We start from the raw sequence: 23,250 nt of genomic DNA, 5'->3' as shown, positions 1-23,250 counted from the left end.
CCACCGGTCGTTCCGCCGCCCGCTCCGCCGATCGGTTCGGCGCCCGCCCCGCCGGTCGGCTCGGCACCCGCTCCGCCGGTCGGCTCGGCCATTGCCGAGCGGGGCTACCCGCCGCGCATCGAGTGGCGTCCGCAGGGCGTCGACCAGGAGGTGGAGCGGGCCACCGGGGTGCTCCGCCGCGACCTCGGCACCCCGCGGGTGTTCGCGTTCGCAAACCCCAAGGGCGGGGTGCACAAGACCACCGCGACCGTGCTCGCGGCGGCCACGGTCGGGAGCGTACGCGGGCGGGGTGTGCTGGCCTGGGACGACAACGAGCTGCGCGGCACCCTCGGGCTGCGCGCCGGCAGCGCCCGGCACGCCCGCACCATCCGTCACCTGATCAGCGAGCTGGCCCAGATCGAGATCCTGGAGGGCGCGACCCTGCTGGAGCGGCTGGACGACTTCCTGCGGCACGCCTCCGACGGCTCGTACGACGTGCTCGCCGGCGAGGAGAGCCCGCGCTTCGCCCAACGGCTGGACCAGTTCACCGTCCGGCGGGTGCTGGAGCTGCTGCGGCGTACCCACGAGGTGGTCTGCGTGGACACCGGCAACAACGTGGAGAGCGCCAACTGGCGCACGGTGATGCAGGCCGCCGACCAGCTGGTGGTGACCACCGTGCCTCGCGAGGACGCGGCGTTCAGCGCCGACTGGATGCTCGACCTGCTGCACGAGGAGGGCATGGGAGAGCTGGCCGACAACGCGATCACCCTGATCTCCTGCCCCACGCCGGGCCGCTCCGCGCTCCAGGACGACCTGGAGCGGCACTTCGCCACCCGTACCCGCGCGGTGGCCGTGGTGCCCTACGACCCGGCGCTCGAGACCGGGTCGTCGATCGAGTACCACCAGCTCCAGCCGGAGACCCGGCAGGCGTGGCTGCGCGCCGCCTCGGTCATGGTGGAGCCGTTCGCCCGGTGACCGGAGGCGGTGCGGTCACGTCATCGGGCGGGAGCGCCGATGACCCTGCACGGCCCGGACGGCGAGCTGAGAGGATCATCGGGTGAACCCCGACAGCCCCGAATCCGACCGGCCCACGCCGCCCGGCGACGAGCCGTCCGCACCACCGGCCGACCCGCTCCCGGACGAGCGTCCCGGCGGGGGGCCGCCGGAGGTGGTCGCCCACCCCGGCCCGGCCGATCCGCCGCGCGCGCGGGCGCGGACCGGGGCGACCGTGGCCGGCGTCGTGCTCGCGCTGGCCGTGCTGGGTGCGCCGCTCGGCCTGCTCTGGGCCGCGCTGGCGCCCGACACCCCGGTGCTCAAGACCGCCGAGGGCGCGATCTACGCCGAGCCGCAGCCGGAGCAGCCGATCGCCGCGGACGGCTGGTTCAGTCTCCTCGGGCTCGCCTTCGGGGTGCTGGCGGCGCTCGCCCTGTGGTTCGTGCTGCGCCGGCGGCGCGGTCCCGTCGGCCTGGTCGCCGTCGTGCTGGGCGCGCTGGCCGCCGCGCCGGTGGCCTGGCAGGTGGGGCGGCGGATCGGCCTGGCCACCTTCGACCGGCTGCTGGACACCGCCCCGGCCGGCCAGGCCTTCACCAAACCCGCCGACCTGCGGGCCGGCGGCGTCGACTGGCTGCTCGGGGTGCTGCCGGTGCCGCACGGCAACCTGCTGCTGCCGGCGTTCGGCGCCGCCATCACGTACACCCTGCTGGCCGGCTGGTCGCGCTGGCCGTCGCTGCGCCCCGAGCCGGAGCCCGACCCGACCGCGTTCAGTTGGGTGTCGGCGGGGACGCCAGCTCCGCCAGCGGCACCGGAACCGCCCGCACCTGGCGCAGCAGAGCCGCCTCGCGGTTGAGCAGCCGCAGCTCGGCGCGGAGCCGGGCGGCGGTGTCGTCGATCGCCAACAGCCGCTGCCGGTCGTCGACGGTCAGCGCCGCGGTCGCCGCCACCAGGTGGGAGAGCACGGTCGGGTCCTCCGGGAGCTGCTCGGAGATCTCCTCCGGGTCGGACCGGACCAGGCCGAGGTACTGCCGGAACACCGCGATCACCCGGGCCGCCAGCAGGTCGGCCACCTCGTCCGGCCCGGCCGGCTCGGGCAGCCACTCGACGTCCGCCGTCAGGTACGGCGCGGAGCTCTCGTCGACCTCGGCGATCCGGAACCGGCGCCGGCCGACCGTCACGATGTCGAAGCCACCGTCGGCCAGCTCGGTCACCTGGCGCAGCTCGGCGGTGCAGCCCACCTCGTGCAGGGTGACCTCGCCACTGCCGGCGGGCGTGTGCCGGGCGCCGGGACCGGCCGGCGCGACCTCCCAGCCGGCCTGGATGGCGACCACGCCGAACTCGCGGGAGGCGCCCTCGGGCAGGTCGACCAGGTGCCGGACCAACGCCCGGTAGCGCTCCTCGAAGATGTGCAGTGGCAGCACCAACCCGGGAAAGAGCACCGTTGCGAGCGGGAACACCGGCAGCCGTGCGGTCACAGCTGGAGCCTAGCCAATCTCGCCCACGTCGGCGTGGCCCGGCTCACCGTCCCGGCGGCCGGGCGGTTCGGGTGCGCTCCGGCCCGGCCGCCTAGACTCGCAAGGGTGCTGAATCGGATCGACCTGCGCAATGGTCTCGGTGACCCGCGCCGCCTGCTGCCCCGCGCCCAGCTCGACGTGTCGGTTGCCGTCGAGCGGATCCGGCCGCTCGTGGAGGCGGTCCGGGAGCATGGGTACCCGGCGATCCGGGAGGCCAGTGAGCGGTTCGACGGCGTCTCCCCGGACGTGTTGCGGGTGCCGGTCGAGGCGATCGCCGAGGCCGAGGGGGTGCTCGATCCGGACGTGCGCGCGGCGCTGCTGGAGTCGATCAGCCGCGCCCGCCGGGTGCACGCTGACCAGCGGCGTACCGAGCACACCACCCAGGTGGTGCCGGGCGGCACGGTCACCGAGCGGTGGCTGCCGGTCGACCGGGTCGGTCTCTACGTCCCCGGTGGGCTGGCCATGTACCCGTCGACCGTCGTGATGAACGTGGTGCCGGCCCAGGCGGCCGGGGTGCGCTCGCTGGTGGTGGTGAGCCCCCCGCAGAAGGACAACGGCGGCCTGCCCGACCCGCGGGTGCTCGCCGCGTGCGCGCTGCTCGGCGTCGACGAGGTCTACGCCGTGGGCGGCGCCCAGGCGGTGGCGATGCTGGCGTACGGGGCGGCGGTGGATCCGGCGGGCGACGCGCGCTGCGAACCGGTCGACCTCGTCACCGGGCCGGGCAACATCTGGGTGACCGCCGCCAAGCGGCTGCTGCGGGGCGTCGTCGGCATCGACGCGGAGGCCGGGCCGACCGAGATCGCCATTCTGGCCGACGACACCGCCGACCCGGCGCACGTCGCCGCCGACCTGATCAGCCAGGCCGAGCACGACCCGCTCGCCGCGAGCGTGCTGGTCACGCCGTCGCTGGCGCTGGTCGAGGCGGTCGAGCGGGAGCTGGCCCGGCAGGTGCCGGCGACCAAGCACACCGAGCGGGTGACCACCGCGCTGACCGGTGAGCAGAGCGGCGTGGTCCTGGTCGACGACCTCGAGGCCGGGCTGCGGGTGGTCGACGCGTACGCGGCCGAGCACCTGGAGATCCAGACCGTCGACGCCCGCGAGTGGGCGTTGCGGGTGCGCAACGCCGGAGCGATCTTCGTGGGCGCCTGGTCGCCGGTGTCGCTCGGCGACTACTGCGCCGGCTCCAACCACGTGCTGCCCACCGGCGGCTGCGCCCGGCACTCGTCGGGCCTGTCCGTGCAGTCCTTCCTGCGCGGCGTGCACCTGATCGAGTACTCCCAGGCGGCGCTGCGCGAGGTGGCTCCGCACGTGGTCACCCTGGCCACCGTGGAGGACCTGCCCGCGCACGGCCAGGCCGTCCGGGCACGCTTCCCGGGGGGATCGGCGTGAGCGCCCTGGAGGATCTGCCGATCCGTGACGACCTGCGCGGGCTGTCGCCGTACGGCGCGCCGCAGCTGGACGTGCCGGTGCGGTTGAACACGAACGAGAACTCCTACCCGGTGCCGGAGCCGGTGGCCGACGCGATCGGCAAGGCGCTCGCGGCCGAGCTGCGCGACCTGAACCGCTACCCGGACCGGGACGCGGTGGCGCTCCGCGCCGACCTGGCCGGGTACCTCGGGCACGGGCTCACCGTCGAACAGGTGTGGGCGGCCAACGGTTCCAACGAGATCCAGCAGCAGCTGCTCCAGGCGTTCGGTGGTCCGGGCCGCAGCGCGCTCGGCTTCGTGCCGGCGTACTCGATGCACCCGCTGCTGGCGCTCGGCACCGGCACTCGATGGGTGCCCGCCCGGCGCGACGTCGACTTCGGGCTGACCGCGGACGAGGCGGTGGCCCAGGTCCGCGAACACCGGCCCGACGTGGTCTTCCTGTGCTCGCCGAACAACCCCACGGGCACCGCACTGGACCCGGCGGTGGTCGCCGCGGTCCTCGACGCCGCGCCCGGCATGGTGGTGGTCGACGAGGCGTACGCCGAGTTCGCCCGGCCCGGCACGGTCAGCGCCCTCGCGGTGCTGCCCGGGCACCCGCGGCTGGTGGTGACCCGGACGATGAGCAAGGCGTTCGGCTTCGCCGGCGGGCGGCTGGGCTACCTGGCCGCCGACGCGGCGGTGGTGCAGGCGGTGCAACTGGTCCGGCTGCCGTACCACCTCTCGGCGCTGACCCAGGCCGCCGCCCGCGCGGCACTGGCCCACCGCGACGCCCTCCTCGGTACGGTGAGCGCGATCATGGCGCAGCGGGACCGGATCGTGGCGACGCTGCGTGGTCGCGGGCTGCGGGTGGCCGACAGCGACGCCAACTTCGTGCTCTTCGAGGTGGGCGGCGACCAGACCGCCGCCTGGCGGGCGCTGCTGGCGCGCGGGGTGCTCGTCCGGGACGTCGGCCTGCCCGGCTGGCTGCGGGTCACCGCCGGCACCCCCGCCGAGACCGACGCCTTCCTTTCTGTGATGGAGACAATCTGATGAGCCGGACCGCCCGGGTGGAGCGGATCACCAAGGAGACCAAGGTCCTCGTCGAGATCGACCTCGACGGCACCGGCACGGCCGAGATCAGCACCGGTGTCGGCTTCTACGACCACATGCTGCACCAGATCGCCCGGCACGGCGGCTACGACCTGACCGTGCGCACCGTCGGCGACCTGGAGATCGACGCGCACCACACCATGGAGGACACCGCGCTCGCCCTGGGCGCCGCGTTCGACCAGGCGTTGGGCGACAAGGCCGGCATCCGGCGGTACGGCTCGGCGACCGTCCCGATGGACGAGGTGCTGGTCCGGGCCGCCGTGGACCTGTCCGGCCGGCCCTACGTGGTGCACGACGAGCCGGCGCTGGCGCCGTACATCGGCCCGGTGTACCCGACCAGCATGACCCGGCACATCTGGGAGTCCTTCGGCCAGGCGGCCCGGATCACCCTGCACGTCGACGTGTTGCGGGCGGCCCGACCGGGCGGCAACCCGGACGCGCACCACGTGGTGGAGGCGCAGTTCAAGGCGGTCTCCCGGGCGCTGCGCGAGGCCACGGCGATCGACCCGCGGGCGGCGGGCGCGATTCCCAGCACGAAGGGTGCTCTCTGATGAGCGCGAGGAGTGCAGCGCAGCGGAGCCCCGCAGTCGCGAATCAAAGGAGGCTCTGATGGGTGCCGCGTTGCCGACGCTGTTGCTGATCCTGGCCGGGGTGCTGGTGGGTGGGGTCTGGTCGCTGTACCGGCAGGGCGCGCCGAAGAGCGCGGTGGTGGTCACGGCGCTCCTGGCCGTGTTGGCCACCGTCGGCGGGGTGCTCTGGCTGCTTCCGGAGTCGGGCTCGTGACCGGCGTCGTGGTGCTCGACTACGGCTCAGGCAATCTGCGTTCCGCCGAGCGGGCGCTGGCCGCCGCCGGCGCGGACGTACGGGTGACCGACGACCTCGCCGCCGCGGCCGCCGCCGATGGTCTGGTGGTGCCGGGGGTGGGCGCCTACGCGGCGTGCATGGCCGGGATCGAGGCGCTCGGGGCCGGCCCGGTGATCGCCGAGCGGGTGGCCGCCGGCCGACCGGTGCTCGGCATCTGCGTGGGCATGCAGGTGCTCTTCGAGCACGGTGACGAGCACGGTGTGGTGACGAAGGGGCTGGGTCTGCTGCCCGGCGGGGTGACCCGGCTGGCCGCCACCCGGCTGCCGCACATGGGCTGGAACACGGTCCGGGCGCCCCGGGATTCGGTGCTCTTCGCGGGCATGCCGGCGCAGAGCAGGTTCTACTTCGTCCACTCGTACGCGATGGGCGATCCGGCGGCGCTGGCCGCGGCCGGGGCCACGGTGACCACGGCCCACCATGACACCGACTTCGTCGCCGCGGTGGAGCGCGGCCCGCTCTCGGCGGCCCAGTTCCATCCGGAGAAGTCCGCCGACACCGGTGCCGCGCTGCTGCGCAACTGGCTCGCCACACTGCCCAGCGGTGGCTGAGCGTCGTCGCCACCCGGCGTCCGCGCGGCGGGGGTCGCGGTGAGCCGGGAGCGGGCGCGGCGCCGGGCGGAACGCGAGGCCGAGCAGGCTCGGGAGCGGGCGGTCCGGCAGCGCCGGGTGGCCCGCCGGCAGCGTCGCCGGGCGGTGGTCCGTCGGTTGACGCCGCAGCTTCGGCGGGGCCGGTCCGGTCGGCTGGCCCGGCACAGCCGGGGTGAGCGTGCCGCGATCGTGCTGCTCACCGGGGCGGCGCTGATCCTGATCTGGACGTTCGTCGACGATCTGGCGTTGCGTATCGCGCTGATCGTGTTGTTGCTGCTCGTACTGCCGGCGATCGTGGTGATCGCCCTGGACCGTCGTACCTGATCGAGGAGAAGACGTGAGCCTCACCCTGTTACCCGCCGTGGATGTCGCCGACGGCCGGGCCGTCCGGCTCGTGCAGGGCGCCGTCGGTAGCGAGAGCATCTACGGCGACCCGTTGGACGCCGCGCTGGCCTGGCAGCACGACGGCGCCGAGTGGATCCACCTGGTCGACCTGGACGCGGCGTTCGGCCGGGGCACCAACGCGCACCTGCTCGCCGAGGTGGTGCGCCAGCTCGACGTGAAGGTGGAGCTCTCCGGTGGCATCCGGGACGACGAGTCCCTGCGCGCGGCGCTGGGCACCGGGGCGGCCCGGGTGAACATCGGCACCGCTGCTCTGGAGGACCCGGTCTGGTGCGACCGGGTGGTCGGGGAGTACGGCGACCGGGTCGCCATCGGGCTGGACGTGCGTGGCCGTACCCTCTCCGCGCGTGGCTGGACCCGCGACGGCGGTGACCTGTACGAGGTGCTGGAGCGGTTGGACAAGGCGGGCGCCAGCCGGTACGTGGTCACCGACATCACCAAGGACGGCACCATGCGGGGGCCGAACCTGGACCTGCTGCGCGAGGTGTGCGGCCACACCGACGCCCCGGTGATCGCCTCCGGTGGCGTGTCCACGCTGGACGACCTGCGGGCGCTGGCCTCCCTGGAGCCGCTCGGGGTGGAGGGTGTGATCGCCGGCAAGGCGCTGTACGCGGGCGCCTTCACGGTGGCCGAGGCGCTGCGGACGTTGGCCGAGGCGTGACGGTCACGCGGCTCGGCTCGGGCGGGCCGTGGGAGCAGCGGTACGGCTACTCGCGGGTGGTCCGGGCCGGCGACCGGGCGTGGACGGCCGGCTGCACGGCCACGGTGGACGGCCGGGTGGTGCACGTCGGGGACGCGGCCGCGCAGACCGCGCAGGCGTTGCGGATCGGGCTGGCCGCTCTCGCCGAGGTGGGCGCGGAGCCGGGCGACGTGGTGCGGACCCGGTTGTACGTGACGGACCGGCTGCACGCCGACGAGGTGGGCCGGGCGCACAACGCGATCTTCGGCGCGGTCCGACCGGCGGCGACGCTGGTGGTGGTGGCCGGCCTGTTGGATCCGGAGCACCTGGTCGAGGTGGAGTTGGAGGCGTACCTGGCCGACCGCTGAGGCGGGCTCGGCGGTGTGCGGGGTCGGGCGGTGACCGCCGTCATGGTTGTTTTCCGGCCCGATCGGTTGTGCACAATCTAATTGCGGGCTACGGTTCAACGGTGACCGATGACCTGGTGCTGCGCCGGCAGGTGTGCTTCGCGCTCTACGCCGCGTCGCGCGCCCTGACCGACGTCTACCGGCCGATCCTCGACCAGTTCGGGCTGACCTACCCGCAGTACCTGGTGCTGCTGGTGCTCTGGGAGCGCCCCGACGACGCCCCCACGGTCTCCGAGCTGGGCGCCGAGCTGCGGCTGGACTCCGGCACCCTCTCGCCGCTGCTCAAGCGGCTGGAGGGGGCGGGTCTGGTGGTGCGGCGGCGGTCGGCGCGCGACGAGCGGCGGGTCGAGGTCGGCCTCACCGAGCAGGGCCGGGCGCTGCGGCAGCAGGTGGACGAGATCCCGCTGCGGATCGCCCGGGCCACCGGGCTCGACCTCGCCGACCTGGTCGCGCTGCGCGACACCCTCACCCGGGTCACCGACACCATCCACCGACAGAAGGAGCAGTGACCATCATGCAGGTGCTCTACACCGCATCCGCCACGGCCAGCGGCGACGGCCGGGACGGCCACGTCGAGACGTCCGACGGCACGTTCACGCTCGACCTGGCCGTGCCGAAGGAGATGGGTGGCGCCGGTGGCGCCGCGAACCCCGAGCAGCTCTTCGCCGCCGGCTACGCCGCCTGCTTCCACGGCGCGCTGCGGCTGGTCGCCCGCCGGGCCAAGGCCGACGTGACCGGCTCGGTCGTCGCCGCCGAGGTGGGCATCGGCCCGAACGGCAGCGGTGGGTTCGGGCTCACCGTGCAGCTCGTCGTCGACCTGCCCGCCGTTCCCCGGGACGCCGCCGAGCAGCTGGTCGAGCAGGCCCACCAGGTCTGCCCGTACTCGAACGCCACCCGCGGCAACATCGAGGTCGCGCTGACCGTCCGCGAGTCCCTGGCCGCGTGACGTCGCGGACCCAGGCCCCGACCGCGGACGAGAGGACGACCACCCCGTGACCAGCAACCGTGAGATCCACCTGGCCAGCCGCCCCCAGGGCTGGCCCACCGAAGAGAACTTCCGGCTCGTCGAGACCGACGTCCCGACGCCCGGCCCGGGCCAGATCGTGGTTCGCAACCAGTACGTGTCGGTCGACCCGTACATGCGGGGCCGGATGAACGACGTCAAGTCGTACGTGCCGCCGTACGCGCTCGACGCGCCGCTCGACGGCGGCGCGATCGGCGAGGTGGTGGCCAGCGAGGCGGCGGACGTCGCCGTCGGCGACACCGTGCTGCACGGGCTGGGCTGGCGTGAGTACGCGCTGCTCGACGCCGCCGCGGCCCGCCGGGTCGACCCGAACCTGGCCCCGGCCAGCGCGTACCTCAGCGTGCTCGGCATGACCGGGCTGACCGCGTACGCCGGGCTGCTGGAGGTGGCCGCGATGAAGCCCGGCGAGACGGTCTTCGTCTCCGCCGCGGCCGGCGCGGTCGGCAGCCTGGTCGGCCAGATCGCCAAGCTCAAGGGCGCCGGCCGGGTCATCGGCAGCGCCGGATCGCCGGCCAAGGTCGAGCGCCTGCGGGCGCTGGGCTTCGATGCCGCCTTCGACTACCACGACGGGTCGGTCCGCGACTCGCTGAAGGCGGCCGCCCCGGACGGCGTCGACGTCTACTTCGACAACGTCGGCGGCGATCACCTGGAGGCGGCGATCTCGGCCATGAACCTGCACGGTCGCGCCGCCATCTGCGGAATGATCGCGCAGTACAACGACACCGAGCCGCCGGCCGCACCCCGCAACCTGGCGCTGGTCATCGGCAAGCGGCTCACCCTGCGCGGCTTCCTGGTCGGCGACCACAACAACGTGCGTGAGGCGTTCGTCCGCGACGTCGCCGGCTGGCTGCGTGAGGGCCGGCTCTCCTACGACGAGACGATCGTGGACGGCATCGAGAACGCCCCGGCGGCGTTCCTCGGCCTGCTGCGCGGCGACAACCTGGGCAAGATGCTCGTGCGGGTGTGAGTCCGACCTCGTGCACGGCGGTCGACCCGAACGGGTCGACCGCCGTGCCGCGTGCGGAGGATAGGCTCGCGGCATGACGGTGGCGGTGCGGGTGATCCCCTGTCTGGACGTGGACGCCGGGCGGGTGGTCAAGGGGGTCAACTTCCTCGACCTGCGTGACGCCGGCGACCCGGTGGAACTGGCCGCCGCCTACGACCGGGCCGGCGCGGACGAGCTGACCTTCCTCGACGTCACCGCGTCCTCCAGCGACCGGGGCACCATGCTCGACGTGGTGCGCCGCACCGCCGAGTCGGTGTTCATCCCGCTGACCGTCGGCGGCGGCGTCCGGCAGGTCGCCGACGTGGACACGCTGCTGCGTGCCGGCGCGGACAAGGTCGGCGTGAACACCGCCGCCATCGCCCGGCCGGAGTTGATCGCCGAGATCGCCGACCGGTTCGGCCGGCAGGTGCTGGTGCTCTCCCTCGACGTGCGCCGGGCCCCCGCCGGGGCCACGCCCAGCGGCTTCGAGGTCACCACGCACGGCGGCCGGCGGGGCACCGGGATCGACGCGGTGCACTGGGCGCAGCGCGGCGCCGAGCTGGGCGCGGGGGAGATCCTGCTCAACTCGATGGACGCCGACGGCACCAAGGCGGGCTTCGACCTGGAGCTGATCGGCGCGGTGCGGGCGGTGGTGGACGTGCCGGTCGTGGCCAGCGGTGGCGCCGGCGAGGTGGCCCACTTCGCGCCCGCGATCGGGGCCGGCGCGGATGCGGTGCTCGCCGCCAGCGTCTTCCACTTCGGCGAGCTGACCGTGGCCGAGGTCAAGGACGCGCTGCGCCGCAGCGGCCACCCGGTGCGCTGAGCCCGGTCAGTGCCCGCCGGAGTGCCCCTCCGGTGAACGCCGGGGTGTGGGAATCGAGCGGACCGCGTACTCCTGGACGGCCGCCGCGTGGTCGGCCTCGTCCAGGTTCCACTCGGCGCTGCCCGGCGCGTGCCGGCGGCTCAGCACGCCCTGCACGGTGTCCACCATGGTCGCCACCCCGGCGCGCGGCCGGGAGCGCCAGAGCTGCTCGCCCTCTGCGGTGATCCGGAACCAGCCGTCGGCGACGCTGACCAGCCCGGCGCCGACCAGCCGCCGGACCGCGGCCTCCACCTCGTGCCGTTGCGGGATCGCGTGGTTGAGGTGGTCGGCGGTGGAGAGCACGTCGGTCAGGCGGACGCCCTCCGGCCGGCGGCTGGTCGCGGACCGACGGTGCCGCCCGGCCCCGCTCGCGATCACCAGCGACACGAAGATCCAGGCGTCGGTCCAGCGCCAACCGTTCTCCCCCATGCAGAGATGATGACGGCGAGCGTCGCGGAAGGGAACACCCACCCACCATCCGGCTCGCCGGGACCACCGCCGCGTGCCGGTGCGCGGACCGTGGGTGAACGCTCAGCCGGCCGGGGTCACCGGCGCGACGGCTCCCGGCGCGGGCGGGGCGTCCGTGGGGTCGGACTTGGTGGAGTGCGCTTCGGGCGCGGTGGTGCGCGGTTCGGGCGCGGTGGCGCGTGGTTCGGGCACCGCGAACAGCGGGATGAAGAGCTGCGCCAGCGGGCCGATGGCCAACGCGTACGCGACGGTGCCCAGGCCGACCGTGCCGCCGAGCAGCCAGCCCAGCGCCAGCACGAAGACCTCGATGACCGTGCGCACCAGCCGGATCGACCGGCCGGGTCGGCGGGCCACGAAACCGGTCATCAGCCCGTCGCGTGGGCCGGGGCCCAGCCGGGCGCCGAGGTAGAGACCGGTGGCGGCGCCGTTGGCGACGATCCCGGTGATCAACAGCGCGATGCGTACGCCGAGCGGGCCACCGGCCGGCAGGAGGGCCAGTGTGGCGTCCACCACCAGGCCGATCACCACCACGTTGCTGATCGTGCCGAGGCCGGGGCGTTGCCGTAGCGGGATCCAGAGCAGCAGCACCAGCGCGCCGACCCCGATGGTGACCGTGCCGATGGAGAGCTCGGTCAGCTCGGACAACCCCTGGTGGAACACGTCCCACGGGTCGAGGCCCAGGTCGGAGCGGACCATCAGAGCCATGCTGATCCCGTACAGGGTCAGGCCGGCGTAGAGCTGGACCAGCCGTCGCGCCGGCCGGTGCCGCAGATTGCCAATCAGTGCCATGCATGCCACCCTAGGTGCCAATCCTCCCGGAGGAAGAAGCCAATATCCGAGGAGTGGCCATGACCGGTCAGGTGCGGGGCAGCCAATTGGCTCGGCTGCTCGGGCAGTGGCACGCCCTGCCGGGTCGCCGCCGCAGCCCCGACTACGCCGCCCTGGCCGGCGCGGTACGCGGGCTGCTCGCCGACGGCCGGCTGCCGCTGGGCGTCCGCCTGCCCGCGGAACGGGAGCTGGCCGAGGCGCTGCGGATCAGCCGGACCACGGTCACCGCCGCGTACCGGGAACTGCGCGAGACCGGGCACCTGGCCAGCCGCCGGGGCGCCGGCAGCTGGACCATGCTGCCCGGCAACCACCGGGTGGCCAGCACCGGGCTCTGGACCCCGCTGGACGACCGGGAGATGATCGACCTCGGCGTCGCCGCGCTGGCCGCCCCGCCGCAACTCCTGACGGCCGCCCGCGCTGCCGCCGAGGACCTGCCCCGCTACCTGGGCGGAGCCGGCTACCACCCGACCGGGATCATCGAGCTGCGCGAGGCGGTGGCCGACGGGTACACCGCCCGGGGCCTGCCCACCTCGGCCGACCAGATCATGGTCACCAGCGGCACCCAGCACGCGCTGGACCTGGTGCTGCGACTCGCCCTGGCCCCGGGCGGCAGCGTGCTGGTCGAGTCACCGACCTACCCCAACGCGCTCGCCGCGCTGGCCGGCCGGCGCGCCCGCATCACCACGCACGGCCTGGCCGCCGACGCCGGCGGCTGGGAGTCCGACCTGCTGCTCGGCAGCCTTCGGCAGACCCGCCCCAAGCTGGCCTACCTGATCCCGGAGTTCCAGAACCCGACCGGGCACCTGATGCCGGCGTCGCTGCGCGAGCACGTGGTGGCCGCCGCCCACGCCGTCGGCACCGACCTGATCATCGACGAGTCCTTCGTGGACCTGCCGCTGGACGGCACCGAGCTGCCCCCGCCGACGGCCACCTTCGACCGGCACAGCCGGGTGGTCAGCATCGGCGGGATGAGCAAGCCGTACTGGGGTGGCCTGCGGATCGGGTGGGTACGCGCCTCCGCGCCGCAGGTGCAGCGGCTGGCCGCCGTCCGGGTCGGCGTGGACATGGCCAGCCCGGTGCTGGACCAACTCGTCGCCGTGCAGCTGCTCGCCGACGCGCCGGCCATCGTCGCGGACCGCCGTACCCAGCTCGCCGCCCAGCGTGACGCGCTGCTCGGGGCGCTGGCGCAGCGGCTGCCGGACTGGCGGGTCACCGTGCCGCGCGGCGGCGTGACGCTCTGGGCCGAACTGGACGGCCCGGTCTCCAGCGCGCTGGCCCGGGCCGCCGAGGACGTCGGCGTCCGGCTGGCGCCCGGCCCCCGGTTCGGCCTGGACGGCACCCTGGAGCGCTTCCTGCGGCTGCCGTTCACGCTGCCCGCCGCGGAACTGGTCGAGGCCGTCGGGCGGATCGCGGCGGTCCGCTACGACCTGGACCGGACCGGTCGGCAGCGGTGGCGGGAGCCCGCCGTCATCGCCTGAACCGCGCCGCACGACCCGCCGGTGCGGATGGATCGACGGCGCTCGTCGTCACGGGACCCACCGGGACCGCGCCGGCTGCGAGACTGTCCGCCGTGGCCAATGGCGGTACGACGCGGCGGGCGCCGCGGATGCGGGTGATGACCGAGGGGTCCACGGTGACCCCGCTGGAGCTCTTCTTCGACCTGGTCTTCGTCTACGCGCTCACCCAGGTGACCGCGCTGATGGCGGACGACCTCACCGGGCGCGGCCTGCTGCGGGGCGTGCTGGTGCTGGCCCTGCTCTGGTGGTGCTGGTGCTGCTACGCCTGGTTGGGCAACACCGTGCGGGCCGACGAGGGTCTCGTGCGGGTGGTGCTGTTCGCCGTCATGGCGACGATGTTCGTGGTCGCCGTGACCATCCCGGAGGCCTTCGACGACCTGCCCGGCGGGCTCTCCGGGCCGGTGGTCTTCGCCACCTGCTACCTGGTCGTCCGCGTGCTGCACCTGGTCCTCTACTTCTTCGCCGCGCGCGCGGACGCCGGGCTGCGCCGCCAACTGCTGCGCGCCGCCCTGCCGATGCTCGCCGGGGCGCTGCTGCTCTTCTCCGCCGCGCTGGCGCCGCAACGGCTGACCGACTCGCCGCAGCACGTCGAGGCGATCCGCACGGCTCTCTGGGTGCTCGCGTTGGTCGTCGACTACGGCGGGATCATGGCGATCGGGTCGCAGGGCTGGCGGATCTTCTCCGCCGCGCACTGGACCGAACGGCACGGCCTGATCATCATCATCGCGCTCGGCGAGTCGCTGGTGGCCATCGGCGTGGGCGTCACCGCGCTGCCCATCTCCTGGCCGATCATCGCCGCCTCGGTGCTGGCCATCGCGATCACCGCCGCGCTCTGGTGGGCGTACTTCGACGTGGTCTCCATCGCCGCCGAGCTGGTGCTCCACCGGGCCGAGGGCACCGCCCGCGCCGCGCTCGGCCGCGACTCCTACACCTATCTGCACCTGCCGATGGTGGCCGGCATCATCCTGCTCGCCCTCGGGTTCAAGAAGGTGCTGGCGTACGTGGGCGACGGCACCGAGCACGAGCTGAGCGCCCCGCTGCACGGGCTGGGCCTGCTGGCCCTGTACGGCGGCGTGATCCTCTACCTGCTCGGCCACCTCGGCTTCCGGCTGCGCAACATGCGCTCGGTCAACTGGCCCCGAGTGGCGACGGTGCTGCTGCTGGTGGCGCTGCTGCCGGTTGCCGGCCACCTGCCGGCGCTGGCCGCGTTGGGCCTGCTGGCGGCCGTCTGTGTCGGAATGGTCGTCGCCGAGGTGCGGCTGTTCGGGGCGGCCCGCCGCGAGCTACGCGACTCGTTCCTCGCCGAGCACGGCGCGGGCGCGGCTCCGGGCCACTGACCGGAGCAGGCGGCGCGCCGGTGCGCGGCGCGACACGGCGGTGCGGTGCGCCGGCCGCCGAGGTCGGCCGATCGGCCCTGCCGGTCGGCGCCGGCTGAGAGACTGCCGAGGTGGGCAGTGCCGGCGGGGTCCGATGGTCGCGGGGGATCCGGCCGAGCGCTCCCGGCTCCCGCACCACCCGGCTGGAGCTCTTCTACGACCTCGTCTTCGTTTTCGCCTTCCTCAATGTCACCACGCTGACCGCGGCCAGCCCGAACGTGGGCGGGTTGGTCCGTTGCCTGCTGGTGCTGGCCCTGCTCTGGTGGTGCTGGACCGGCTTCGCCGCCTTCGGCAACGTCGTCCGCACCGACCAGGGGATCGTCCCGGTGGTCGGGTTCGCCACCACGGCCGCGGCGTTCGTCTTCGCGCTGAGCATCCCGCAGGCCTTCCGTGACGAGCCCGGCGGTCTGAACGGCCCGCTGGTCTTCGCGGTCTGCTACCTCCTGGTTCGTGCCTCCCAGGTCGGGATCTTCGGCTGGGTGGTCCGGGGCGACCCGCAGCTGCGTCGCCGATGGCTGCTGCTCGCCGTGCCGGCGCTGATCACCACCGGGCTCATCATCAGCGCCGCGCTGCTGCCGCTGCGACTGTTCGACGTGCCGATCATGATCAGCATCTACCTGGCGCTGTGGCTGGTCGCCATCGCCGTCGAGTACGGCTTCGGCCTCGCGCTGGGCGGCAGCGGGTGGACGCTCGTCTCGGCCGGCCACTGGGCCGAGCGGCACGCGCTGATCGTCCTGGTCGCGCTCGGTGAGTCGATCATCTCGCTCGGGTTGGGCCCCGGGTTCATCAGCGGCCTGCCGTTGACCTGGTCGGTGATCGCCGCGGCGGTGATGGGCGTCGCCGTGGTCGCCGCGCTGTGGTGGGCGTACTTCGACACCCTCGCCCTGGCCCTGGAGCAGAGACTGCACCGCACCCGGGATCCGGCCACGCGCCGCGCGCTGGCCAGGAACACGTACACCTACCTGCACCTGCCGCTGGTGGCCGGGACGATTCTGTTCGCGCTGGGTCTCAAGGGGCTGCTCGACGAAGCGGCGGACCCGTCCACGCCGGCCTGGGGTCTGCCGCTGCCCGGCTTCGACCTGCTGGTCCTCCACGGCGGGGTGGCCCTGTACCTGCTGGCGCTGGTGGCCCTCGGGTGGCGCGGGCTCGGCAGGCCGCGGTGGCCGACGACCGTGGCCGTGGGGCTGCTCGTGGTGCTGGTGCCCGTCGCGGCCCGGCTGCCGGAGCTGGTCGCACTGGGGCTGCTCAGCCTGCTCGTGCTGGCGCTGACGGCGGTGCAGACAATGGCGGACGCGCCGCTGCGCCGGCAGGTGCGCGAGGTGGCGCTGACCGAGCAGCTCGCCGCCGAGGCCGACCAGACGCACTGGCGTGGGGAGCACCTGTGACGCCGGCGGCCCCGAACCCTGGTGGGTGCGGGGCCGCCGGCGTGCGAGGTCGGCTCAGAGTTCGGCGAGGGTGCCGGCGTACATCTTGTCGATCTCGGCGGCGAAGTTGCTCTCCACACCGCGTCGCTTGATCTTCAGCGACGGCGTGATCTCGCCGTGCTCGATGGTCAGGTCGCGCGGCAGGATCGCCACCTTCTTGATCGTCTCCCAGCGGTTGAGCTTGGCGTTGAGCTGGGCGACGTACTCCTCGACCATCGCCTTGGCCTCCGGCGAGGCGACGATCTCCGAGTAGTCGCGGCCCTCCAGCGGGCCGCCGGCCACCCAGCCCCGGATCGCGTCCGGGTCGAGCGTGACCAGCATCGTGCAGAAGTTGCGGGCCTGCCCGACGACGACCGCCTGCGAGGTGTACGGGCAGATCGCCTTGAACATCCCCTCGATGTGCGAGGGCGCGATGTACTTGCCGCCCGAGGTCTTGACCAGGTCCTTCTTCCGGTCGGTGATCCGCAGGTAGCCCTGCTCGTCGAGGCTGCCGATGTCGCCGGTGCGGAAGAAGCCGTCCTCGGTGAACGCGGCGGCGGTCTCCTCCGGCAGGTTGTGGTAGCCGCGCATCACCGGCCGGCCGCGGACCAGGATCTCCCCGTCGGTGTCGATGCGGCACTCCAGGTCGCCCATCGCCCGGCCCACCGTGCCGATCCGCAGCCCGGCCGGCGGGTTGACGAAGTTGCCGGCGCTCGTCTCGGTGAGACCGTAGCCCTCGGAGATCGGCAGGTTGGCGGCGGCGAAGAAGGTGGCGATCTCCGGGCTGAGCGGAGCGGCGCCGGAGACCAGCACCCGCATCCGGCCGCCCAGGCGGGCCTGGAGCTTGCTGAACACCAGCTTCTCGGCCAGCCCGTAGCGCAGCTTCAGCCCGCCCGGCACCGGCTTGCCCGCCTGCTCCAGGGCCACCTTCTCCTTGCCGACCCGGACGCCCCAGGCGAAGATCTTCGCCTTCGCGCCGCCGGCGCCCTGCGCGGTGGTCACCGCCTTGTTGTAGACCTTCTCGAACACCCGGGGAGCGCCGCACATCAGCGTCGGCCGGATCACCGAGAGCAGGTCGACCAGCTTGTCCACCCGCCCGTCGACGTAGGTGGGCAGGCCGACGTGGATGGCGCCGCAGAGCAGCGTCTTGCCGAACGAGTGGGCCAGCGGCAGCCACAGGTACTGGAGGTCGTCGTCGCGGAGCAGGCCGACCTCGGCCTGCGCCACGGCCTCCCAGCACCAGCCGCCGTGCAGCAGCTCGACGCCCTTGGGTCGACCGGTGGTGCCGGAGGTGTAGATCAGGGTGGCCAGGTGGTCCGGACCGATCCCCGCCACGAGCATGTCGATCAGGTCCGGCTCGGCGGCCAGCGCGCGGCTGCCCCGCTCCTCCAGGTCGGCGAGGGTGAGCTGGGGGACCGCGGCGGTCTCGTCGGCGGCGCCGTCGAGGAGCACCACGTGGGTCAGCGCGGGCAGGTCGGCGCCGGCGATCTTGGCGGCCTGGCCCGGGTTCTCCGCGAACAGCACCTTGGAAGCGGAGTCGGCGATGATGTAGGTCGCGTCCGCCGGCTCGGTGGTCGGATAGACGGTGGTGGTCGCGCCACCGGCGCACATGATGCCGAGGTCGGCGATCACCCAGTCCAGGCGGGTGTTGGCGAGGATCGCGACCGGATCCTCCTGGCCGACGCCCAGGCTGTGCAGACCGGCGGCGACCGCCTTGGCGCGCTCGCCGACCTGCGCCCAGGTCAGCCAGACGGGGCCCGAGTCGTCCGGGGCCGGGGAGGCGAACGCGTGCCGGTCGGGGGTGGCCGCCACGCGCTTGAGGAACATGTCCGGGATGGAGCGGTACGGGACATCGAGAGCCATCGCTGTAGCCGCCTTCGGGGGTGGTGGCGTGACGGTCGTCACGTCATGGTGGTTACCGAAGGGTATTGCCTGTCCCCGGGCATCGGCTAGCCCTGGTGATCGTCCGGGGTCCCGTCCCGCCAACCGGTAGGGCCGAATCAGGCGTAACGGGCGGCCACCAGTGACCAGTCGTAGGTTGCCCGGATCCAGTTGCGCCGGGCGGCGAGCGCCGAGCCCAACCCCTCGTCGCCTCTGGCCAGCAACTCGTCCTCCGCGGTCAGGTACGCCGCCAGCCCCTGGTTGAACCGGTCGGCCGCCGCCCGCAGCGCCCCCGGCTCGTCCGTTCCGGTCTCCTGGGCGATCACCGTCACCAGGTTGTGCGCGTCCGGGTCGGCCCGACTCTCCTTGCCGTAGGAGAAGAGGTCGTTGCACCAGCAGATCAGGTCCACCGCCACCAGGTCCAGGGCGGCCAGCGCCGGGTCGGCGTGCCGACCGGGCTCGGCCGGCTTCCCGGACGCCAGTTCGGTCAGGGTGAGGCAGGGGCGCGCTCCGCCGATGTGTCGGCGCAGCTGGACGTACTCCGCCACCTCGGGCACCCGTCGGCGTTCCCGGTTGGTCGCCTCCCAGAGCAGCGCCAGCAGATACTCCCGTACCTGGGTGACGAAGCGCAGCAGCAGCGCCGGGCGGTCGTGCAGCCGGATCCGGCGGCACAGGTCGTGCAGCGCGTCGCCCAGCGGCCCCACGGCCGGCGGCACGACGTCGGGGTCACCGGAGAGGTCCAGCACGTCGAGAAGGGTGCCGATCGCCGGCGCCAGCCGACCCGGGTCGGCGCCGAGGCCGTCCTCGTCGCAGGCGTCGTCCATGACGAAGAGCCAGGAGATCAGGTCGGTGAGCAGCCGCAGTCCCTCCGCCGACCCGGCAGGGGAGGCCCGCCCGGCCAGGCCGGCGGCGTCGGCCCGCTGCAACCGGTGGACCCGATGGCTGGAATCGATCAGGCCGAAAGCGCGCGCCCACTCGACGCTCTCGCCCGCCACCCGATCCGTGGCCCCATGGCGCCCCGCGGGAAACGGGGGCTCCCGCAGCGCCGAGATCGCGAAAGTCCGCATAGTAACGCCCCCACTCGTGCCGCACCGGCGCGGAACGGCGCGGTGAAGCGTACGGGAGTAGGAATCGTTCTACATCGCTGGGAGTGACGCTTTCCACAAAGGACGCGTGACCGTTCAGGCACAGACAGTCACATGCCCAGGCTGGCGTTGCGCAGCAGCCGTGCGGACCCCGCCGGGCCGTCCAGCTGGACGCGGGCCACCCGCTGCCGGCCGGAAAGGAACAGAGCCAACTCGGCCGGGGCGCCGACCACCCGCAGCGGCTCGCCGCCGCGGCCGACGGAGAGCTTCCCGTACCCCGGCGCCTGGACGTAGAGGTCCGCCGGAAAGCGGCGCAGTGCCAGCCGGGCCAGCGGGGCGGCCCGCTTCCAGAGCGCGGCCTGCAGGCCGGGCGGCAGCTCGCGCGGCAGCCATCCGGACCCGGCCCGCCGCACGTCCTCGTGGTGGATGAAGAACTCCAGCGTGTTGGCCAGTTCGTCGGTCACCGGGTTGCTGACCGGGCTCCACACCGGCGGCCGGCGCACCTGCGCCACCAGGTCGGCGTAGGGCCGGGCGGCGAGGCGGCGACGGACCCGTTCGGCGTACCCGCGCAACGGGGCCAGCATGATCCCGCCGGCCGCGTCCGGGCGCCGCTCCCGCAGCACCAGGTGCGCGGCGAGGTCACGGGTCGCCCAGCCCTCGTTGATCGTCGGCGCGTTCGGCCCGAGGGCCAGCAGGAGATCGGCCAGCGCCTCGCGCTCGGCTCGGGCGTACCGCGGCATGGCCCGATCGTAGGCCCGCGTGCCCGCCCGCGCCCGCCCGCGGACCCGCGCTCGGCATGGCACGTCCCGTCGCCCTGGAGTACGTGACGGTCGACATATGCGGTCCGGGTCGGCGGGGGTGGTCCGGACCGGTAAGGATGAGGGAGATACTTGTGGCTTACGGCGGGGGAGAGCGTGGCGAGCAGGACAAGTCGGGATGTGCTCGGCCGGGGGCTGGGGGTCCTCCGGCAGGCGATCCGGGAGCAGCCACGGATCTTCACGGTGGCGGTGGTCGGCAGCGTGCTGTTCGGCTCGATGGTCATCGTCAGCGCGTACGTGGTCGGCGGGGTCGTCGGCGACGTGGTGGTGCCGGCCATCGCGCGGGGCGAGGTGGCCACCGGCAGCCTCGTGCTGGCCGCGACCGCCCTGTTCGGCATCAGCGTGCTGCGGGTCGTGGGCATCTTCGGCCGCCGGCTCGGCGCCGGCTACATGCAGTACCGCCTCCAGGCGGCCTACCGCCGCCGGGTCACCCGCCGCTACCTGGACCTGCCGCTGTCCTGGCACCACCGCAACGCCACCGGCACCCTGCTCTCCAACGCCAACTCCGACGTCGAGGCGGCCTGGTACCCGATCGCGCCGCTGCCCTTCGCGGTCGGCACGCTGGTGATGCTGGTCGGCGCGATCGTCTCGCTCTTCGCCACCGACTGGGCGCTGGCCCTGGTCGGCCTCGCGGTCTTTCCCGCGCTGTTCACGCTCAACGTGATCTACTCCCGCCGGATGGCACCCCGCCAGGCCCGGGCGCAGCGGCTGCGCGCCGAGGTCAGCGGCATCGCCCACGAGAGCTTCGACGGCGCCCTGGTGGTCAAGACGATGGGTCGGGAGGCCCAGGAGACCGCCCGGTTCGCCGGCCGGGCCGGTGAGCTGCGCGACGCGCTGATCGCGGTCGGCCGGCTGCGCGGCGTCTTCGATCCGCTGCTGGAGACGCTGCCCAGCCTCGGCACGCTGGCCGTGCTGGTCGTCGGGGCGTTCCGGCTGCGCCAGGGCGCGATCAGCGTCACCGAGCTGGTCAGCGTGGCCTTCCTCTTCACCGTGCTGGCCTTCCCGGTGCGGGCCATCGGCTGGGTGCTGGCCGAGCTGCCGCGCAGCGTCGCCGGCTGGGACCGGGTCCGCCGGGTGCTCGACGCCACCGGCGAGATGCCGTACGGGCAGCGGGTGCTCGACCCGGCCACCCCGGGGCCGGCCACCCTCACCTTCACCGACGTGCACTTCTCCTACCCGCCGGCCGAGGCGCACCAGCCCGGCGCGCAGGTGCTCGGCGAGGTCGGCTTCACGGTGCCCGCCGGGCGGACGGTGGCCCTGGTGGGGCCCACCGGCGCCGGGAAGTCCACCATCGCCTCGCTGGCGGTGCGCCTGGTCGACCCGGACACCGGCATCGTCACGCTGGACGGGGTGGACATGCGCGAGCTGACCGCCGCGTCCCTGGCCGGCACGGTCGCCCTGGTCGCCCAGGTGCCGTTCGTCTTCGACGACACGGTCCGCGCCAACATCGCCCTCGACCGGCCGGGCATCGACGACGAGGACGTCTGGGCGGCGCTGCGGCTTGCCGAGGCGGACGGGTTCGTCGCGGCGCTTCCCGACGGCCTGGACACGATGGTCGGCGAGCGGGGCACCTCGCTCTCCGGCGGGCAGCGGCAGCGGCTCACCCTGGCCCGCGCGCTGGCCGGCCGGCCGCGCCTGCTGGTGCTCGACGACGCGACTAGCGCGGTGGACCCCCGGGTGGAGGCGGCCATCCTGGCCGGTCTGCGCTCGTCGGCGGGCGCACCGGGGGTGCCGGCCGCGTCGATCCTGGTGGTGGCGTACCGCCGGGCCACCATCGCACTGGCCGACGAGGTCATCTACGTGGAGCAGGGGCGGGTGATCGCCCGGGGCACGCACACCGAGCTGCTGGCCACCGTGCCCGGGTACGTCGACCTGGTGACCGCCTACGAGCAGGCGGAGGTCGACCGCGCGCAGGAGCGTCCGTACGAGGACGAGGTCGCGCCGCTGCCCTCGGGCCTGGAGATCGAGGTGGACCGGTGAGCGCGAGGAGTGCAGCGCAGCGGAGCCCCGCAGTCGCGAACGAAAGGCCGGCCCGGTGAGCGTCAAGACGGACGAGCGGGACGAGCGGGCGGAGACGACCTGGCAGACCCTGCGCCGGGGGCTGTCGCTCTCGCCGGAGCTGCGGACCGGGCTGGCGGGCACCCTGGCCCTGGCCCTGGTCTACATGGTGGGCCGGGTGGCCGTGCCGGTCGCCGTGCAGCAGGGCATCGACCGCGGCATCGTCGGTGGTCTGAACCTGGACGTGGTCTGGTCGGTGGTGGCGATCACCGCCGCGATCCTCACGGTCACCACGATCTGCGGCTACCTGATGATGCGCCGGTTGTTCACCGTCAGCGAGACGGCGCTGGCCAACGTGCGGACGCGGGCGTTCCGGCACGTGCACGACCTGTCGATGCTGCACCAGCAGTCGGAGCGGCGCGGCTCGCTGGTCTCCCGGGTGACCAGCGACGTCGACCAGATCACCCAGTTCCTCCAGTGGGGTGGGGTGATCCTGCTGGTCAACCTCGGCCAGCTGGTGGTCACCACGATCGTCATGCTGGCGTACTCCTGGCAGTTGACCCTGGTGGTGCTGGTGGCGTTCCTGCCGGCGGTGTTCATCATCCGGCAGCTGCAACGCCGCCTCGGCGTGGCGTACGCGACGGTGCGGCAGCGCACCGGAACGCTGCTCGGCGCGATCGGCGAGAGCGTGGTGGGCGCGCCGGTGATCCGGGCGTACGGCATCGCGGGCCGCACGGCGCGGCGGCTGGACGACGCCATCGACAGTCAGCGCCAGGCGCAGCAGCGGGCGATCCGGATCAGCATCGTGGGCAGCTCGGTCGGCGAGCTCGCCGCCGGGCTGGCGCTGGCCGGCGTGGTGGTGCTCGGGGTGACGCTGGGGGTGGACGGCACGCTGTCGATCGGCCAGTTGACCGCGTTCCTCTTCCTGGTGACGCTCTTCATCCAGCCGGTGCAGATCGCCACCGAGGTGCTCAATGAGGCGCAGAACGCGATCGCGGGCTGGCGGCGGGTGCTCGACGTGCTGGACGTCGCCCCGGACGTGGCCGACCCGGGGGAGCAGGGGC

25 protein-coding genes are annotated in these 23,250 nt (G+C 73.8%); 19 read left to right on the top strand and 6 right to left on the bottom strand.

The genetic code is table 11. The annotated features are described in order from the left end of the window. Together EAD89_RS21280 and EAD89_RS21275 are read left to right on the top strand one after the other, a co-directional pair. Positions 1–954, top strand: a 954-nt coding sequence (locus EAD89_RS21280) for a MinD/ParA family protein (RefSeq protein WP_368666376.1), incomplete at its 5' end; no start/stop codon positions are given. An 82-nt stretch (positions 955–1,036) separates the two neighbouring features. After that, a complete protein-coding gene (locus EAD89_RS21275) occupies positions 1,037–1,825 on the top strand; it encodes a DUF2567 domain-containing protein (protein ID WP_121676954.1) in 789 nt (262 codons plus the stop codon). Here EAD89_RS21275 and EAD89_RS21270 read toward each other — a convergent pair. After that, positions 1,740–2,447 (bottom strand): LON peptidase substrate-binding domain-containing protein, encoded by a 708-nt coding sequence (locus EAD89_RS21270; protein ID WP_121653625.1) that lies wholly within the window; start codon positions 2,445–2,447, stop codon positions 1,740–1,742. The two genes, EAD89_RS21275 and EAD89_RS21270, sit on opposite strands and share 86 nt — an antisense overlap. 105 nt (positions 2,448–2,552) lie before the next feature. Between EAD89_RS21270 and hisD the strand changes: the two genes are divergently transcribed. The 12 genes from hisD (at position 2,553) to hisF (ending at position 10,773) form a co-directional block, all read left to right on the top strand. Further along, positions 2,553–3,875 (top strand): histidinol dehydrogenase, encoded by a 1,323-nt coding sequence (gene hisD, locus EAD89_RS21265; RefSeq protein ID WP_121676953.1) that lies wholly within the window; start codon positions 2,553–2,555, stop codon positions 3,873–3,875. Beyond that, on the top strand, positions 3,872–4,942 hold the full coding sequence (locus tag EAD89_RS21260) for a histidinol-phosphate transaminase (RefSeq protein ID WP_121676952.1): 1,071 nt from the start codon (positions 3,872–3,874) through the stop codon (positions 4,940–4,942). Before hisD ends, EAD89_RS21260 begins: the two co-directional genes overlap by 4 nt. After that, complete coding sequence (gene hisB / locus EAD89_RS21255) at positions 4,942–5,553, top strand: imidazoleglycerol-phosphate dehydratase HisB (protein WP_089019764.1); 612 nt, start codon at positions 4,942–4,944, stop codon at positions 5,551–5,553. The genes EAD89_RS21260 and hisB overlap by 1 nt, the downstream gene beginning before the upstream one ends. 58 nt (positions 5,554–5,611) lie before the next feature. Further along, positions 5,612–5,785, top strand: a complete 174-nt coding sequence (locus EAD89_RS30795) for a hypothetical protein (protein ID WP_199723348.1) — start codon at positions 5,612–5,614, stop codon at positions 5,783–5,785. Next, complete coding sequence (gene hisH, locus EAD89_RS21250; RefSeq protein ID WP_121653622.1) at positions 5,782–6,414, top strand: imidazole glycerol phosphate synthase subunit HisH; 633 nt, start codon at positions 5,782–5,784, stop codon at positions 6,412–6,414. Before EAD89_RS30795 ends, hisH begins: the two co-directional genes overlap by 4 nt. A 39-nt stretch (positions 6,415–6,453) precedes the next feature. Beyond that, positions 6,454–6,777, top strand: coding sequence for a hypothetical protein (locus tag EAD89_RS21245; RefSeq protein ID WP_121653621.1), 324 nt, complete (start codon positions 6,454–6,456; stop codon positions 6,775–6,777). A 13-nt stretch (positions 6,778–6,790) separates the two neighbouring features. After that, positions 6,791–7,516 carry a bifunctional 1-(5-phosphoribosyl)-5-((5-phosphoribosylamino)methylideneamino)imidazole-4-carboxamide isomerase/phosphoribosylanthranilate isomerase PriA gene (gene priA / locus EAD89_RS21240; RefSeq protein WP_121653620.1) on the top strand — a complete coding sequence of 242 codons (726 nt, stop codon included), beginning with the start codon at positions 6,791–6,793 and terminating at the stop codon, positions 7,514–7,516. Then, positions 7,513–7,902, top strand: coding sequence for a RidA family protein (locus EAD89_RS21235; protein ID WP_121676951.1), 390 nt, complete (start codon positions 7,513–7,515; stop codon positions 7,900–7,902). The genes priA and EAD89_RS21235 overlap by 4 nt, the downstream gene beginning before the upstream one ends. Before the next feature lie 101 nt (positions 7,903–8,003). Beyond that, a complete protein-coding gene (locus tag EAD89_RS21230) occupies positions 8,004–8,450 on the top strand; it encodes a MarR family winged helix-turn-helix transcriptional regulator (RefSeq protein ID WP_121653618.1) in 447 nt (148 codons plus the stop codon). 5 nt (positions 8,451–8,455) lie between these two features. Beyond that, positions 8,456–8,887 carry an organic hydroperoxide resistance protein gene (locus EAD89_RS21225; RefSeq protein ID WP_121653629.1) on the top strand — a complete coding sequence of 144 codons (432 nt, stop codon included), beginning with the start codon at positions 8,456–8,458 and terminating at the stop codon, positions 8,885–8,887. Between the two features lie 46 nt (positions 8,888–8,933). Further along, a complete protein-coding gene (locus EAD89_RS21220; protein ID WP_121653617.1) occupies positions 8,934–9,932 on the top strand; it encodes an NADP-dependent oxidoreductase in 999 nt (332 codons plus the stop codon). A 73-nt stretch (positions 9,933–10,005) separates the two neighbouring features. Continuing rightward, positions 10,006–10,773, top strand: coding sequence for an imidazole glycerol phosphate synthase subunit HisF (hisF, locus tag EAD89_RS21215; protein ID WP_121676950.1), 768 nt, complete (start codon positions 10,006–10,008; stop codon positions 10,771–10,773). A gap of 6 nt (positions 10,774–10,779) precedes the next feature. On the opposite strand, the gene EAD89_RS21210 is transcribed toward hisF, so the two are convergent. Together EAD89_RS21210 and EAD89_RS21205 are read right to left on the bottom strand one after the other, a co-directional pair. Beyond that, positions 10,780–11,241, bottom strand: coding sequence for a hypothetical protein (locus EAD89_RS21210; protein WP_121653615.1), 462 nt, complete (start codon positions 11,239–11,241; stop codon positions 10,780–10,782). Between the two features lie 102 nt (positions 11,242–11,343). Beyond that, complete coding sequence (locus EAD89_RS21205) at positions 11,344–12,069, bottom strand: YitT family protein (RefSeq protein WP_121676949.1); 726 nt, start codon at positions 12,067–12,069, stop codon at positions 11,344–11,346. Positions 12,070–12,128: 59 nt separating this feature from the next. On the opposite strand from EAD89_RS21205, the gene EAD89_RS21200 reads away from it, so the two are divergent. The 3 genes from EAD89_RS21200 (at position 12,129) to EAD89_RS21190 (ending at position 16,386) form a co-directional block, all read left to right on the top strand. Next, positions 12,129–13,586, top strand: coding sequence for a PLP-dependent aminotransferase family protein (locus tag EAD89_RS21200; RefSeq protein WP_121676948.1), 1,458 nt, complete (start codon positions 12,129–12,131; stop codon positions 13,584–13,586). Positions 13,587–13,723: 137 nt separating this feature from the next. Beyond that, positions 13,724–14,962, top strand: coding sequence for a low temperature requirement protein A (locus tag EAD89_RS21195; RefSeq protein ID WP_121676956.1), 1,239 nt, complete (start codon positions 13,724–13,726; stop codon positions 14,960–14,962). A gap of 110 nt (positions 14,963–15,072) precedes the next feature. After that, entirely contained in the window at positions 15,073–16,386 is a 1,314-nt protein-coding gene (locus EAD89_RS21190) for a low temperature requirement protein A (protein ID WP_233578890.1), read from the top strand. 54 nt (positions 16,387–16,440) lie between these two features. Here EAD89_RS21190 and EAD89_RS21185 read toward each other — a convergent pair whose 3' ends face one another. The 3 genes from EAD89_RS21185 to EAD89_RS21175 form a co-directional block, all read right to left on the bottom strand. Continuing rightward, complete coding sequence (locus EAD89_RS21185; RefSeq protein ID WP_121653613.1) at positions 16,441–18,267, bottom strand: long-chain fatty acid--CoA ligase; 1,827 nt, start codon at positions 18,265–18,267, stop codon at positions 16,441–16,443. Positions 18,268–18,404: 137 nt separating this feature from the next. Continuing rightward, positions 18,405–19,280: a terpene synthase gene (locus tag EAD89_RS21180; RefSeq protein ID WP_233578889.1), complete on the bottom strand. Its 876-nt coding sequence runs from the start codon at positions 19,278–19,280 to the stop codon at positions 18,405–18,407. 200 nt (positions 19,281–19,480) lie between these two features. After that, positions 19,481–20,110, bottom strand: a complete 630-nt coding sequence (locus EAD89_RS21175) for a TIGR03085 family metal-binding protein (protein WP_121676947.1) — start codon at positions 20,108–20,110, stop codon at positions 19,481–19,483. A 174-nt stretch (positions 20,111–20,284) separates the two neighbouring features. On the opposite strand from EAD89_RS21175, the gene EAD89_RS21170 reads away from it, so the two are divergent. After that, a complete protein-coding gene (locus EAD89_RS21170; protein ID WP_121676946.1) occupies positions 20,285–22,168 on the top strand; it encodes an ABC transporter ATP-binding protein in 1,884 nt (627 codons plus the stop codon). 55 nt (positions 22,169–22,223) lie between these two features. Beyond that, the coding region (locus tag EAD89_RS21165) for an ABC transporter transmembrane domain-containing protein (RefSeq protein WP_147458846.1) at positions 22,224–23,250 on the top strand (1,027 nt) is incomplete at its 3' end.

The organism is Micromonospora sp. BL4 (genome assembly GCF_003667505.1).
Taxonomy (GTDB): domain Bacteria; phylum Actinomycetota; class Actinomycetes; order Mycobacteriales; family Micromonosporaceae; genus Micromonospora.
Note: the sequence above shows the minus strand (reverse complement) of the source record. Positions and strands in the feature narration are given on the sequence as shown.

What these genes read in the sequence shown, in the direction of transcription:
- hisB (WP_089019764.1), top strand. Translation starts at nt 4,942, where the DNA reads ATGAGCCGGACCGCCCGGGTGGAGCGGATCACCAAGGAGACCAAGGTC.
- EAD89_RS30795 (WP_199723348.1), top strand. Translation starts at nt 5,612, where the DNA reads ATGGGTGCCGCGTTGCCGACGCTGTTGCTGATCCTGGCCGGGGTGCTG.
- EAD89_RS21225 (WP_121653629.1), top strand. Translation starts at nt 8,456, where the DNA reads ATGCAGGTGCTCTACACCGCATCCGCCACGGCCAGCGGCGACGGCCGG.
- hisF (WP_121676950.1), top strand. Translation starts at nt 10,006, where the DNA reads ATGACGGTGGCGGTGCGGGTGATCCCCTGTCTGGACGTGGACGCCGGG.
- EAD89_RS21210 (WP_121653615.1), bottom strand. Translation starts at nt 11,241, where the DNA reads ATGGGGGAGAACGGTTGGCGCTGGACCGACGCCTGGATCTTCGTGTCG.
- EAD89_RS21205 (WP_121676949.1), bottom strand. Translation starts at nt 12,069, where the DNA reads ATGGCACTGATTGGCAATCTGCGGCACCGGCCGGCGCGACGGCTGGTC.
- EAD89_RS21200 (WP_121676948.1), top strand. Translation starts at nt 12,129, where the DNA reads ATGACCGGTCAGGTGCGGGGCAGCCAATTGGCTCGGCTGCTCGGGCAG.
- EAD89_RS21195 (WP_121676956.1), top strand. Translation starts at nt 13,724, where the DNA reads ATGACCGAGGGGTCCACGGTGACCCCGCTGGAGCTCTTCTTCGACCTG.
- EAD89_RS21185 (WP_121653613.1), bottom strand. Translation starts at nt 18,267, where the DNA reads ATGGCTCTCGATGTCCCGTACCGCTCCATCCCGGACATGTTCCTCAAG.
- EAD89_RS21175 (WP_121676947.1), bottom strand. Translation starts at nt 20,110, where the DNA reads ATGCCGCGGTACGCCCGAGCCGAGCGCGAGGCGCTGGCCGATCTCCTG.